The sequence below is a fragment of the Caballeronia sp. LZ035 genome, from assembly GCF_031451175.1.
Taxonomy (GTDB): domain Bacteria; phylum Pseudomonadota; class Gammaproteobacteria; order Burkholderiales; family Burkholderiaceae; genus Caballeronia.
The window spans coordinates 621,755-635,622 of record NZ_JARUXS010000001.1 but is presented as its reverse complement, the minus strand read 5'-3'; the positions used below and the strand labels follow the sequence as shown (position 1 = coordinate 635,622).

The window sequence follows — 13,868 nt, the reverse complement described above, 5'->3', positions numbered from 1 at the left end:
GGCGTGCGTGAGAGTCGCTTAGAACAGCGCTTCGTCGTAGTCCATCATCGGCTTGGCGCCGGCGCGCGCGGCGCGGATGGTCGACGCCGTTTCCGGCAGGAGTTTGGCGAAGTAGAAACGCGCGGTGGCGAGCTTGGCCTTGTAGAAGGCATCGCCCGATGCGGCGTTGTCCAGCGCGACGCGCGCCATGCGCGCCCAGAAGTACGAGAACACCAGATGCCCGACCGTGCGCAGATACGGCACCGCTGCCGCGCCTACTTCATCGGGGTTCTGCATCGCCTTCATGCCGATTTCCATCGTGAGCTTCTGCACCTTCTCGCCGATATCCGCGAGCGGGTTGATGAACTCCTGCATCTCCGGCTTCACGCCTTCCTGTTCGACGAAATCCGTCACCAGCTTGCCGAAGCGCTTCAACTTCGCGCCCATGTCGCCGAGGATCTTGCGGCCGAGCAAGTCGAGCGCCTGAATGGAATTCGTGCCCTCGTAGATCATGTTGATGCGCGCGTCCCGCACGTACTGCTCCATGCCCCATTCGGAAATGAAGCCATGGCCGCCGTAGATCTGCATGCCCAGGTTGGTGCCTTCGAAAGCGTTGTCGGTCAGGAAGGCCTTGATGACCGGCGTCAGCAGCGCGACGAAATCCGCGGCCTCGCGGCGCACGGCTTCGTCCGAATGGGAGAGCTCCTTGTCGATGTTCAGCGCCGCCCAGTAGCTGAATGCGCGGCCCGCTTCGGCATAGGCCTTCTGGGTGAGCAGCATGCGGCGCACGTCGGGATGCACGATGATCGGATCGGCGGGCTTGTCCGGCGCCTTCGGGCCGGTCAGCGAGCGCATTTGCAGACGCTCCTTCGCGTACACGAGCGAATTCTGATACGCGACTTCAGTAAGGCCCAGCCCCTGCATGCCGACGCCCAGGCGCGCGGCGTTCATCATCACGAACATCGCGTTCAAGCCTTTGTTTTCTTCTCCGACGAGCCAACCCTGCGCGCCGTCGAGATTCATCACGCAGGTCGCGTTGCCGTGAATGCCCATCTTGTGCTCGATCGAGCCGCACTTGATGCCATTGCGTGCGCCCGGCGCGCCATTCGCGTCCGGCACGAACTTCGGCACGATGAAGAGCGAAATGCCCTTCGTGCCTGTCGGCGCGCCCGGCAGACGCGCCAGCACCAGATGGACGATGTTCTCGGCCATGTCGTGCTCGCCGCTCGAAATGAAGATCTTCGTGCCGGTGAGGGCGTAGGAGCCGTCGGCGTTTGGTTCGGCCTTCGTGCGCAGAATGCCGAGGTCCGTTCCGCATTGCGGTTCGGTCAGGCACATCGTGCCGGTCCACACGCCCGAGACGAGCTTCGCCAGATACACAGATTTCTGCTCCGGCGTGCCGTGCGCATGCAGGCATTCGTACGCGCCGTGCGACAGGCCGGGGTACATCGTCCAGGCCTGATTCGCGGAGTTGAGCATCTCGTAGAGCGCGTTGTTGACGAACGCGGGCAAGCCCTGGCCGCCATACTCGGGATCGCAGCCCAGTGCCGGCCAGCCGGCCTCCACGTACTGCCGGTACGCCTCCTTGAAACCCGCCGGCGTCTTCACGACGCCGTCCCCTTCGTAGGTACAGCCTTCGCGATCGCCGCTCTGGTTGAGCGGAAACACCACTTCGGTGCAGAACTTGCCGGCTTCCTCGAGCACCTGGTTGATGGTGTCGGCGTCGAGGTCCGCATGGCTGGGCATGCTTTTCAGTTCGGCTTCGACGTTCAGCACTTCGTGCAGCACGAATTGCATGTCGCGAAGGGGGGCGGCGTACTGTCCCATGAGTCTCTCCAGTTTTCCAGGCTTCTCGTTGCGCGCCGCCGAACCGCTCAAGCCTGTGTTTCCGTGCGGCGCCGCTAACGCGTGTCGGGGTGTTGCGAAGTCAGATTGACCGTCACGTTCGCGCCGGGCAGCATGCCGACTTCGGCGGGCGTACGCGGCAACTGATACGAGACGATCGTTTTTTCCAGCGCGTCCCGCGTCAGTTGCACGGCTTCCGGAAGATGCAGGAAGCGTGCGTCGTGATGCAGGCCGAGCGTGAAGCTGTACAACTCGAAAAGCATCAATTGCGGATCGGTCTCCGCTTTCAGATGCCCCTCGTCCTTCGACTGGCGGATCGCGCGCAACAACGCCTCGCGCCACATGCTCACGCTGTGCACCAACTGCTCGCGCACCGCGCTCGCGGCACGGTCGTCGTACTCGACCGCCCCGCTGATATAGATACAACCCGTGGTCACTTCCTGGATGCGCTTCTCCATCCAGCGATTCATCATCGCGCGCAAGCGCGGCAGGCCGCGTGCTTCGCGCAGGCTCGGAAAGAACACTTCGTCTTCGAAGCGCCGGTGGTACTCACGCACCACCTCCACCTGCAAATCCTCGCGCGACCCGAAATGCGCAAACACACCGCTCTTGCTCATCTGCATCCGCTCGGCCAGAAGGCCGATGGTCAGCCCTTCCAGACCGTCCCGACTCGCCAAGTCCAGCGCTGCGTCGAGAATCGCGGCCCGCGTCTGTTCGCCTTTTCGCATGATGTCCCTACCGTTCTTATGTGACCCGTGAAATCGAACGGCCGTTCTATTATTATGGCCGGACCGAGGTGAAACAAGCAATTTTTTAGAAACGCGTATCTAAAATAGCCGGGCGACTTCTTTAGGATAAGTCTCAACATTGCCCGCGCACATTGTCGCGTTTTAAATACGGACTGCCTGTAAGTGACTGCCCGAGTTCCCAGTTCGTGGGAGCCACGTGCGCGTTTCTAAAATAGATATTCTTGCGCAATCGTTGTGAAATGGCAGATTAATCGTACTGCCCAATCGTGATCACCTTCATCATCAGACGATACGTGTTATAGGCAAACCAATTAAGCACCCGCTCCGTAACGGGACGCGCCACATAATGCTTTTCGTCGATGGGCCGGCCTTCGTCGAAGGCTTTAAGAATCGCGTCGTGCAATCCTGCAATTTCGGGGTGATTGACGAGCACCATGTTGGCCTCGTTGTTGAGCACGAGCGAGAGCGCGTCGAGATTGGATGAGCCGATCGTCGCCCAGTCGGCATCGACCACGGCCACCTTGCCGTGCAGCATGGTCTTCTCGTATTCTGCGATCCGCACGCCGTGCTTCAGCAGATTGCCGTAGAGAAACGGCGTCGCGTAGTCCAGCGCGACGAATTCCTTGCGCCCGATCACCAGCGACACGCGCACGCCTCGCTTCGCTGCATAGACGAGCGCGCGGCGCAGCCGGCGTCCCGGCATGAAATAAGGATTCGCAAGCAACACTTCGCGTTCAGCGTGAGCGATGGCGCGCAGGTAGGCCTTTTCGATGGCGCGTCGGTTCAGCAGGTTGTCGCGCGCGACGAACGCCACGCATGGCCGGTCCACTGCATGAATTTCACCGAGACGCGCCCGCCGGCGCGCCACCATCGCGCGCTTCGCGCCCCAGCGGCTCGGCTGTGCCTCGGGTTCGCAGCCCGGCGCCGTTTCCTTTTGCGGCGGCTTCACGCCGAGCCGGATGCGCTGCCATTGCGTCTCGAACGCCTCGCGCACGTCCTTCACCACCGGCCCTTGCGCTTCCATTGCGAAGTCCCAGCGCGGACGTTCCAGCTGCGTGCCGTTCTGGTCGTAATCGTCGACGATGTTGATGCCGCCGCAATACGCGTAGGTGTCGTCGATCAGCGCGAGCTTGCGATGCGTGCGCGACCAGCCCTGCGGTCCGAACAGCAGATGCGGGTTGTAGACGCGATGCTCGACGCTCCGTTCCTGCCACAGCGTGAACATCGGCAGCTTGCTTTCGGTGCCGATGCCGTCCGTGATCACGCGCACCTTGACGCCGCGGTCCGCGGCGCGGATGAGCGCGTCGGACACGGCGCGGCCGATGTCGTCATTGGCGAAGATGTAGGTTTCGAGCGAGACCGACTGGCGCGCCGCGTCGATGCGTTCGATCAGCGCCGGAAAGAACTGCACGCCGCCCTTGAAGATGCGCACGTGGTTGCCGGCGGTAAAGCAGAAGCGCGGCGGACGGCGTCCGGAAAACATGGCTTGGCGCAGCCGCTTGAAACTGCGCGTGGGACGCACGCCGATCATCGGTTATGCGCCGCGAGGCGTTCGGGCAATTGCAGGATCGCTTCGCGGTTCGACCACGAGAAGCAGGCGTCGGCGGCCTCGCGCAATGGCAGCCAGCGGTGCGCGGTGTGTTCGCGCGGGGCGAGTATCACTTCGAGACAATGCGGCACAAGCAGGCTGAACTGATGCTCGGTGTTGCGCGTGACGCCTTCTGCGTAGCGATGCCGCCACTGCGGATAAATGTCGTACTGGATGCTGTGATGCCAGTCGAGCAGCGCCCGCTCCGGCACGAGACTTCCGCCAATCACGATACCCGTCTCTTCCTCCACCTCGCGTGCGGCGGTTTCAGCAAACGGCTCGTCGATGCGATCCTTCGAGCCCGTCACCGATTGCCAGAAACCCTTGTGATCCGCGCGCTCGATGACGAGCACATCGAGCTCCGGTGTATGAATGACGACCAACACGGATTCGGGGATTTTGGGCGGCTTCTGCATGTCGGTGTGAACGCGTTGCTCTGTTTTGTCTTTGGCCCAAAGACTGTAACGCAAAAAGCGAAAAAGGCGCATTGAGCGCCTTTTTCATCACATCGACAAGCCAATGTGTTTAGTGCGTCTTCTGTTCCGGCTGACGCAGACGGATGTGCAACTCACGCAACTGGCGCTCGTCGACTTCGCTCGGCGCCTGCGTGAGCAGATCCTGCGCGCGCTGCGTCTTCGGGAAGGCGATGGTGTCGCGGATCGAATCGGCGCCGGACATCAGCGTGACGACGCGGTCCAGACCGAACGCGATACCGCCATGCGGCGGCGCGCCGTACTGCAGCGCGTCGAGCAGGAAGCCGAACTTCAGGCGCGCTTCCTCGGCGCTGATCTTGAGCGCGCGGAACACCTTGCTCTGCACGTCTTCCTGGAAGATCCGCACCGAACCGCCGCCGATTTCCCAGCCGTTCAGCACCATGTCGTAGGCCTTCGCGAGACAGCGGCCCGGGTCCGTTTCCAGATACTCGAGATGCTCGTCCTTCGGGCTCGTGAACGGGTGATGCGCGGCCACGTAGCGGTTCTCTTCCTCGTCGTATTCGAACATCGGGAAGTCGATGACCCACAGCGGCTTCCAGCCGGTTTCAAGCAGGCCGGTCGTGCGGCCGAATTCCGAATGGCCGATCTTCAGGCGCAACGCACCCAGGCTGTCGTTCACGACCTTCGCACGATCCGCCGCGAAGAAAATGATGTCGCCGTTCTGCGCGCCCGTGCGCTCCATGATGGCGGCCAGCGCCGCGTCATGCAGGTTCTTGACGATCGGGCTTTGCAGGCCGTCGCGGCCGCGCGTCGTGTCGTTGACCTTGATCCACGCGAGACCCTTCGCGCCGTAGATGCGCACGAACTCCGTGTAACCGTCGATATCGCCACGCGACAGCTCGCCGCCCTTCGGCACGCGCAGCGCCGCAACGCGGCCGTCCTTCGAGTTGGCCGGCATGCTGAACACCTTGAAATCCACGTCCTTCACGGCGTCCGTGAGGTCGGCGAATTCGAGCTTCACGCGCAGGTCGGGCTTGTCCGAGCCGAAGCGGCGCATCGCTTCCGAGTACAGCATGACCGGGAACTGCTCCGGCAGCGCGACGTCCATCGTCTCCTTGAAGACGTGGCGGATCATGTTCTCGAACAGGTCGCGAATTTCCTGTTCCGTCAGGAACGACGTTTCGCAGTCGATCTGCGTGAATTCCGGCTGACGGTCAGCGCGCAGGTCTTCGTCGCGGAAGCACTTGGTGATCTGGTAGTAACGGTCGAAGTTCGCGACCATCAGCAGCTGCTTGAACAGCTGCGGCGACTGCGGCAGCGCGAAGAACTGACCCGCGTTCACGCGCGACGGCACCAGGTAATCGCGTGCGCCTTCCGGCGTGCTCTTGGTGAGCATCGGCGTTTCGATGTCGATGAAGCCTTGCTCGTCCAGGTACTTGCGCACTTCCATCGCGACGCGATAACGCAGGCGCAGGTTCTTCTGCATCTGCGGACGGCGCAGGTCGAGCACGCGATGCGTGAGGCGCGTGGTTTCCGACAAATTGTCGTCATCGAGCTGGAACGGCGGCGTCACCGACGCGTTCAGCACGGTCAGTTCATGACACAGCACTTCGATCTTGCCGCTCGTCAGGTTCGCGTTGACCGTGCCTTCGGGACGGTTGCGCACGACGCCCTTGACCTGCACGCAGAACTCGTTGCGCACGCCTTCGGCGACCTTGAACATGTCGGCGCGATCCGGGTCGCAGACGACCTGGACGAGTCCTTCACGATCGCGCAAGTCGATGAAGATAACGCCGCCGTGATCGCGACGGCGATGCACCCAGCCGCACAGCGAGACGGTTTGACCCAGGCGGGCCTCGGTCACCAGACCGCAGTATTCAGATCGCATCGACATGATGTTGTGTCTTTCGTTGTTCGTTGATCAACGGCTCGCGCGTTCGGGTCTCGCTCTTTCGCTCGGCGGACTCACGGTGCGCGCGCGCCGGCATTACATCGGCGGCTCGGTGGGGCGGCGGGCAGGCGCTACCTGCGCCGGCGCGCTCGGCGCGGGGGCCACTACGCCCATCGAGACGATGTACTTCAGTGCGGCGTCGACAGTCATGTCCAGTTCGACGACCTCGCTTTTCGGCATCATCAGGAAGAAGCCGGATGTCGGGTTCGGCGTGGTCGGGACATAGACGCTCACGTGTTCTTCATCGAGGTGATTCAGCACGTCGCCGCCCGGAATCCCGGTGAGAAAGCCGATGGTGTACGAGCCCTTGCGCGGATATTCGATCAGCAGCGCCTTGCGGAAGGCATTGCCGCTCGACGACAGCAGCGTGTCCGACACCTGCTTCACGCTGGTGTACAGCGGACCGACCACGGGAATGTGCCGCAGGACCGCGTCCCACCATCCGACGAGCTTCTGCCCGACGAAGTTCTGCGTCAGCAGCCCGACGATGAAAATAAAAGCCAGCGTCAGCACCGCGCCGACGCCAGGCAGATGGAACCCGACGACGCGTTCCGGCTGCCAGGCCTGCGGCAGCAGCAACAGCGTCTGGTCCATGGTGCCGATGACGAGGCCCAGCACCCAGAGCGTGATCGCGAGCGGAACCAGCACCAGGAGGCCGGTGAGGAACACGGATTTCAGCGTAGTCTTTTTCGTCGTCATTTACACGGGGCGAAAGCTGCGCCGGCTCTCGAAAACAGGGGAGATTCGGCTTGGCGGGCGAGCCGCGCCCGGTGGAGCGCGCTCGGCGAGGTCACTGCTTGGCTTCGGACTGCGCGGCGGGCCTGCTCGTCTGTCAGTCCTGGCGGCCGTTCGGGTTCGGGCCGCTCGGTGGCGCACTCAGGCGGCGTACTCAGGCGGCGCTGCCCGACGTCGCGGACGTGCCGGACGTGCCCGTCGCGGGTTTGGCCGCTTCCGATGACGAAGCGGAAGAAGCAGCGCTTGCCGGAGCGGTCGTGCCGCCGCCGGACACCGTCCCGCCCTCCGCTTTCGACGCCGAAGCATCCGATCCGTTCGCACCGGCGGCGTTCGATTCGGCGTTGTCGCCCTTTCCGTTGTTGGCCTTACCGTTGCCGTTGCTGTTTCCGCCGCGGAAATCGGTGACGTACCAGCCCGAGCCCTTCAGCTGGAAACCGGCGGCGGTCACTTGCTTCGAAAACGAGTCCTTTCCGCACGCGGGACATTGCGTGAGCAGCGGATCGCTCAGTTTGCGCAACACATCTTTTTCGTGGCCGCAGTCTGCGCAGCGGTAGGCGTAAATCGGCATGGCACTCTTCCTACAATGATCTTTCGACGCTTGCAAAGCCTTGAATTATAGCCGCAAACCAATATTGCCCCGCGATTTTCAGGAAGCCGGGACGCGACGTGAACCGGCTGATAGGTCTGGGCCGATACGGCAAATTCAAGAGGTGACGATCACGAACGCCGCCAGGTCATCCAGCGCTCGCGGCCCGCGAACACGGGAATCGAGTCGCCGACCTCGCGCTCCTCGATCAGCTCGAAGTACGGCGAGAGCAGCGCGTCCAGTTCGCCTCGCTCGATGCCGAACGGCGGCCCTTTCGGCGTCGCGCCGATGAAGAAGAAGCCGGCGAGCAGCGCGCCAGGCGTCAGCAGTGCGGCCATCCGTTCGGCGTAATCCCGCCAGCGATCGCGCGGCAAGGCACAGAGAAAGGCGCGCTCGTACATCCAGTCGATGGCAAATGGCGGCTGATACGCGAAGAAGTCCGCCTGTTCCACCACTGACGCATGCGCGCCGAGTTGCTGGCGCGCGGCGTCGACCGCGCCCGGTGCGAAATCGATCGCCCGGACCGGCCAGCCGCGTTCTGCGAGATACAGCACCTCATACGCGCTGCCGCAGCCGGGAATCAGCACATTCTGCGCATCGCGCGCCGCGACGAAGGTCTTGAACGCCTCGGGCACGCCGGACTGGTCCCACGGCATGAAGCGCTCGGCGAAACGCTCGTCCCAGAAACGGGGCGAGTTCGGATCGCGGTGGTCGAAGTCGGGAACGGCGGGCTGGGTCGGATCGCTCATGATGGAGGCTCGCTGAAAAGGGTGCGCCGGAAGAATCGATCAGAGATGGCCGAGCCACATTTGCGCGATCACGATGCCCGCACCCGCCATCGCGATCAGTCCGACGCCCAGGAGCGTCATCAGCAGTCGATTGGTGCGCTTCTGCTCGGCCAGCAGCTGGCGCATCGTGTCTTCATTGCCGCTCCTGGGCGCGTCGTGATGCTCGGCCAGCAGATGATGAATCAGGCGGGGCAGCTGCGGAATCGTCTTGCTCCACTGCGGCGCCTCCATCTGCAGACGCTCATACCAGCCGCGCCAGCCGATCTGCTCGTTCATCCAGCGTTCAAGATACGGCTTGGCGGTTTTCCACAAGTCGAGTTCCGGGTCGAGCGAGCGCCCGAGCCCTTCGACGTTCAGCATCGTCTTTTGCAGCAGCACGAGTTGCGGCTGGATCTCGACGTTGAAGCGGCGCGATGTGGAGAACAGGCGCATCAGCACCTGGCCGAGCGAGATGTCCTTCAGCGCGCGATCGAAATACGGTTCGCAGACGGCGCGGATCGCGCTCTCCAGTTCCTCGACGCGCGTACTCGGCGGCACCCAGCCGGACTCGAGATGGAGCGTGGCGACGCGATGGTAATCGCGCTTGAAGAACGCGAGGAAGTTCTGCGCGAGATAGTTCTTGTCGAAGTCCGACAGCGCCCCGACGATGCCGAAATCCAGCGCGATATACCGGCCGAACGTAGCGGGATCGAGACTGACCTGGATGTTGCCCGGATGCATGTCGGCGTGAAAGAAGCCGTCGCGGAACACCTGCGTGAAGAAGATCTCGACGCCTTCGCGCGCCAGCTTCGGAATGTCCACGCCCGCTGCGCGCAGCGTCTCGACCTGGCTGATCGGCACGCCGACCATGCGCTCCATGACGAGCACGGTCGGCGCGGACAGGTCCCAGTACATTTCCGGCACCAGCAGCAGATCGAGGCCCTGGAAATTCCGGCGCAACTGGCTGCCGTTGGCGGCCTCGCGCATCAGGTCGAGCTCGTCGTGCAGGTATTTGTCGAACTCGGCCACCACTTCGCGCGGCTTCAGGCGCCGGCCGTCCGGCCACAGGCGTTCGGCCCAGATCGCGACGTCGCGCAGCAACGCGAGGTCCGAATCGATCACCGGCAACATGCCCGGCCGCAGCACCTTCACCGCCACCGCCTTGCCCGCGTGCTCGCCATTCTTGATCTTGGCGAAATGCACCTGCGCAATCGACGCGCTCGCCACGGGCACGCGCTCGAAATCGTCGAACAACTGGTCGATGGACGCGCCGAGCGATTTCTCGATGATCGACACCGCGACCTCGGAATCGAACGGCGGGACCTGATCCTGGAGCTTCGCCAGTTCGTCGGCGACGTCGACGGGCAGCAGATCGCGGCGCGTCGAGAGCACCTGGCCGAACTTCACGAAGATCGGCCCGAGACTTTCCAGCGCGAGACGCAGGCGGATGCCGCGCTCGATATCGAAACGGCGGCCGAATGTCGTGATGCGCATCAGGTAGCGCACGCGACGATCGTTGATGCCGCTCATGACGAGCTCATCGAGCCCGAAGCGGACGATCGTGAAAAATATCTTGAGAAAACGCAGAAAACGCATGGTTCGGATTCGCTTCAGCTCGTTATTCGTGCGAGTCGCGCACTGACTCGCCGCCGGGTCGCGCTGAGGCGCCGCTTGCCGGATGCTTGGGTTGGCCTGCTGTCACGCCGGCACGTTCGATTCTTTCGATGCGCTTCTCCACGCGTGCCAGCGCATCGCGCGCTTTCGACAACTCGGCGTCGAAGGCCGCGAGTGCACTGCGACGCACGAGCTGCGGACGTTCGTCGAGGAAAAATTCGCTGAAGGTGTCCAGCAGATTGCGCCCGGTGCGCTGCGCCTGCTCCTGCACGGACCGCGCAATAATGCCCAGCCGATGCGCGGGCGCGTCGCCGATCACGCGCGCCAGGTCTTCTTCCGGATCCCAGCGCAGATGTTCGGCAAGTTTCGCCAGCGTGGTTGCGAACTCGGCATCGCCCTCGATCCGGACATGCTTCATCACGGCCGCCTGACCGCCCTGAACGAAGGCGGGAAGCGCGTCGAGCGGCACGGCGATGGTGACGTCGAACTGGGCTGCTTCGGCTTCGGTTGTCGCAGCGAAGAGGCCGTCCGGTTGCACCATGAGGGCGATGGACACCGGCGCGCAGGACAGTTTCACGCGTCGGGCGGCATAGGGTTTCAGGCGCTCCAGCGCCCACGCCTCGCGCACGAGCAGATGATTCACGGCGGCCGCGAATGCGCCGGAGGCGGTCTTCAAGGCGGGGTTTGCTGCGGGACGGGCGAATTCGTCTGCGTTCGTCATCGGCTGTGAGATGAAAAAACCCGCGCGAGACGCTTCTCGCGCGGGTTCATATTCTACCGCCGCCACCGGCGATCACACTGACGCTTGCCGGTTTCCGGCGGGTGCGCCGGCGCCGCGACGCGCTGGACGCGTCCGGCGCGCGGTGGCGCTCAGCTGACCTGCTGGATGCCGGCCAGCAGCCAGCCTTCGTTGCCGGACTTCTGCTTGGACAGGTTCCAGACCTCGACGAACGGCTCGGCCGCGGATCCTTCCGACTCGCGAATCAGACCATGGAAGCGCACGCTCGCCAGATATTCCTGCGGACGGTCTTCCACGCCGAGGACGTCGGCGTTGAGCTGCACGACATCGGTACGGTTCGGCGCACTGCCGCGCGCTTCGACGTCCAGCTTCACTTCCGCGAACATTTCGGGCGTGGTGAACTCGCGGATGTCGTTCGTGTTGCCGCGATCCCAGGCGTCCTGCAAACGCACGAAGTAAACCTTCGCGTTACGCACGAACGCTTCGGTATCGAAGCCGGCCGGCACGTTCGGATTGACCACTTGCTGCTGCGGCGCCGACTCGATGTACGTCGCGCCGTAACCGCCCGACTGCTGCGGCACTTGCGCCGGCGCCGGGTCCAGACCCGTGCGCGCGCTTGCGCCGTACGGCGAACCCGAGGACGAGGCCGCACCGGCGTAGGCCGGCGTATTGCCGCCCTGAGCACCTTGACGCTTGCGCATGATGAAGCGGAACAGCATGACCGCGGCAAGCACGATGAGCGCGATGATGATCATGTTCGCCATGGCGCCGGCGAAGGCCTCGCCGAGACCAAAGTGCGACAGGAGCGCCGCGATGCCGAGACCGGCCGCCAGACCGGCGATGGGCCCGAGCCAGCGGTTGCGCGCGGGTTGCGCGGCGGCGGCCGGCGTGGCGGGCGCGGGTTGCGCCCGCTGTGCCTGCGCTGCCTGGCCTTGCTGCATGGATTGCGACGGCGGCGTCGCCTGATGTTGCTGCGTGGCAGTGGTCGACTGCCGGCCCATGCTGCGGCCGCCACCCATGCGCTTGGCGTCCGCCGTTTCTGCGAAGAGTGCGCCGGCCGCAATAACGCCAGCCAGCGCCAGTATTCCGGCCTTCCTGAAGAAGACGTTCAGGAAACCCCGGGGTTGGGGTATGCGCGAATCGGACATTTCGAATCCTTTGATAAGTGGAACACTAAAATTTGGTCCCGACGTGTAACGCTACCACGCCACCTGACAAATTGTAATATTCGACTCGATCCAGTCCTGCTTGTTCCATCATTGTTTTCAAAGTTTCCTGGTCGGGATGCATCCGGATGGACTCCGCCAGGTACCGGTAACTCTCCGCATCCTTGGCCACTTTCTCGCCCAGCCACGGCAAAATCTTGAAACTGTAGATATCGTACGGCTTCTTGAGCGGATCCCACACCTTTGAGAATTCCAGCACCAGCAGCCGCCCGCCCGGCTTGAGCACGCGCGTCATTTCGGCGAGCGCACGGTCCTTGTGCGTCATGTTACGAAGACCGAAGGCAACCGTAATGATATTGAAATAATTGTCCCGAAACGGGATCTTCTCGGCGTCGCACAACAGGGTCGGGGTCATGACGCCCTTATCCACCAGGCGATCCCGGCCCACGCGCAGCATCGATTCGTTGATATCCGTGTGCCAGACTTCACCCGTCTCGCCGGCCTGCCGGGCGAAGGCCATCGCCAGATCGCCGGTCCCGCCCGCGATGTCCAGCACTTTGTAGCCCGGCCGCACCTTGGCTTGGCCGATCGTGAAATGCTTCCAGATCCGATGCAGTCCGCCGGACATCAGGTCGTTCATCAAGTCATAGTTGCTCGCGACGGAATGAAACACGCCCGCCACTTTCTTCGCCTTGTCCTGCTCGTCGACCGTTTCGTATCCGAAGTGGGTCTTGCTCATCGCGCTCTTTCCTTACCTGTTGTTCTTTCCAAGCCGCGCAATTGCCGCGCCGGGTGCGCGGCGATATGCCGCAGCCGCATATTGACTGAATCAGTGGCAATGACCGCCGCCGGACGTCTTGACGGCCATCGGCGTGTCGCGGTCGACGCCCGCCGCCTCCAGTCTCGCCAGATAGTCACGCCAGTGTTCGTCCTGGCGCGACGCGAGATCGTGAAGGATGTCCCAGGAGTAGATGCCGGTATTGTGGCCGTCTGAAAAATTGAGTTGCAGCGCGTAGTGTCCGACCGGATCGATGCCGATGATCGTCACGTCGCGCTTGCCGGTCTGCAGCGTTTCCTGTCCCGGCCCATGTCCCTGCACTTCGGCCGACGGCGAATACACCCGCAACAGCTCGAACGGCACACGATACGATTCCTCGCCGTATTGCAGTTCCAGCACGTGTGATTTCGAATGCACGACGACGCCGGTGGGAATCGGCGTCGTTGAAGTGAGTCCGCTCATGATCTTGTCTTATGGATGACCAAACTGCTGGTTCAGTTCGTTGCGCACCTGCTCGCGCAGGAGCGTTGCCTGGGCGCGCCGTTTCGACAGTTGCGATTCGGATACCGTGCGCTGACGCGGCGCCCAGATCGGCAGCGGAAAGCGGGAGTCGTTGGAGAAGCGCGGGATGACGTGCCAGTGAACATGCGGCACCTGGTTGCCGAGGCTCGCGAGATTGATCTTCTCGGGCACCAGCACGCGGCGCATCGCGCGTTCGACGCCATTCACGGCGGCCATCACGCGCACGCGATCCGGGTCCGGCAAATCGGACATCTCGGCGACATGCGCCCCCCAGATCACGCGGCACAGGCCGGGCCAGTCGGGCTCATCGGCGAGGACGACGCGCAACGCGCCGTCCTGCCACAGTACTTCGCCGCCGTCTTCACGGCAAAACACACAGTCCATCTCGAACCTCTAGCGAATCGTCCTCGATGTC

The 13,868-nt window shown here is 63.2% G+C and carries 14 protein-coding genes; all 14 read right to left on the bottom strand.

Annotation, left to right across the window (positions count from 1 at the left end):
• Positions 1 to 18: 18 nt before the first annotated feature.
• Positions 19 to 1,806, bottom strand: a complete 1,788-nt coding sequence (locus tag QCE88_RS03055) for an acyl-CoA dehydrogenase C-terminal domain-containing protein (RefSeq protein ID WP_309899065.1) — start codon at positions 1,804 to 1,806, stop codon at positions 19 to 21.
• A gap of 74 nt (positions 1,807 to 1,880) precedes the next feature.
• Complete coding sequence (locus tag QCE88_RS03050) at positions 1,881 to 2,552, bottom strand: TetR/AcrR family transcriptional regulator (RefSeq protein WP_309899063.1); 672 nt, start codon at positions 2,550 to 2,552, stop codon at positions 1,881 to 1,883.
• Between the two features lie 268 nt (positions 2,553 to 2,820).
• Positions 2,821 to 4,056, bottom strand: a complete 1,236-nt coding sequence (locus QCE88_RS03045; protein ID WP_309903359.1) for a phospholipase D-like domain-containing protein — start codon at positions 4,054 to 4,056, stop codon at positions 2,821 to 2,823.
• 44 nt (positions 4,057 to 4,100) lie between these two features.
• The gene (gene nudB, locus QCE88_RS03040) at positions 4,101 to 4,577 is read right to left on the bottom strand and encodes a dihydroneopterin triphosphate diphosphatase (protein ID WP_309899061.1); all 477 of its coding nucleotides are present in this window, start codon (positions 4,575 to 4,577) and stop codon (positions 4,101 to 4,103) included.
• Between the two features lie 109 nt (positions 4,578 to 4,686).
• Positions 4,687 to 6,489: an aspartate--tRNA ligase gene (aspS, locus tag QCE88_RS03035; protein WP_309899059.1), complete on the bottom strand. Its 1,803-nt coding sequence runs from the start codon at positions 6,487 to 6,489 to the stop codon at positions 4,687 to 4,689.
• Positions 6,490 to 6,582: 93 nt separating this feature from the next.
• Entirely contained in the window at positions 6,583 to 7,245 is a 663-nt protein-coding gene (locus QCE88_RS03030; protein WP_309899057.1) for a DUF502 domain-containing protein, read from the bottom strand.
• A 190-nt stretch (positions 7,246 to 7,435) separates the two neighbouring features.
• Positions 7,436 to 7,849 carry a zinc ribbon domain-containing protein gene (locus QCE88_RS03025; protein ID WP_309903357.1) on the bottom strand — a complete coding sequence of 138 codons (414 nt, stop codon included), beginning with the start codon at positions 7,847 to 7,849 and terminating at the stop codon, positions 7,436 to 7,438.
• Positions 7,850 to 7,998: 149 nt separating this feature from the next.
• The gene (locus QCE88_RS03020) at positions 7,999 to 8,616 is read right to left on the bottom strand and encodes a methyltransferase (protein ID WP_309899054.1); all 618 of its coding nucleotides are present in this window, start codon (positions 8,614 to 8,616) and stop codon (positions 7,999 to 8,001) included.
• A 39-nt stretch (positions 8,617 to 8,655) separates the two neighbouring features.
• Complete coding sequence (gene ubiB, locus QCE88_RS03015; protein WP_309899052.1) at positions 8,656 to 10,230, bottom strand: ubiquinone biosynthesis regulatory protein kinase UbiB; 1,575 nt, start codon at positions 10,228 to 10,230, stop codon at positions 8,656 to 8,658.
• Between the two features lie 22 nt (positions 10,231 to 10,252).
• Positions 10,253 to 10,969: an SCP2 domain-containing protein gene (locus tag QCE88_RS03010; RefSeq protein ID WP_409018031.1), complete on the bottom strand. Its 717-nt coding sequence runs from the start codon at positions 10,967 to 10,969 to the stop codon at positions 10,253 to 10,255.
• A gap of 149 nt (positions 10,970 to 11,118) precedes the next feature.
• A complete protein-coding gene (locus tag QCE88_RS03005) occupies positions 11,119 to 12,135 on the bottom strand; it encodes a TIM44-like domain-containing protein (protein ID WP_309899049.1) in 1,017 nt (338 codons plus the stop codon).
• 25 nt (positions 12,136 to 12,160) lie between these two features.
• Positions 12,161 to 12,892: a bifunctional demethylmenaquinone methyltransferase/2-methoxy-6-polyprenyl-1,4-benzoquinol methylase UbiE gene (gene ubiE / locus QCE88_RS03000; protein WP_309899047.1), complete on the bottom strand. Its 732-nt coding sequence runs from the start codon at positions 12,890 to 12,892 to the stop codon at positions 12,161 to 12,163.
• Between the two features lie 90 nt (positions 12,893 to 12,982).
• Positions 12,983 to 13,393: a DUF971 domain-containing protein gene (locus tag QCE88_RS02995; protein ID WP_309899045.1), complete on the bottom strand. Its 411-nt coding sequence runs from the start codon at positions 13,391 to 13,393 to the stop codon at positions 12,983 to 12,985.
• 9 nt (positions 13,394 to 13,402) lie between these two features.
• Complete coding sequence (locus tag QCE88_RS02990) at positions 13,403 to 13,837, bottom strand: HIT family protein (RefSeq protein ID WP_309899043.1); 435 nt, start codon at positions 13,835 to 13,837, stop codon at positions 13,403 to 13,405.
• Positions 13,838 to 13,868: the final 31 nt, after the last annotated feature.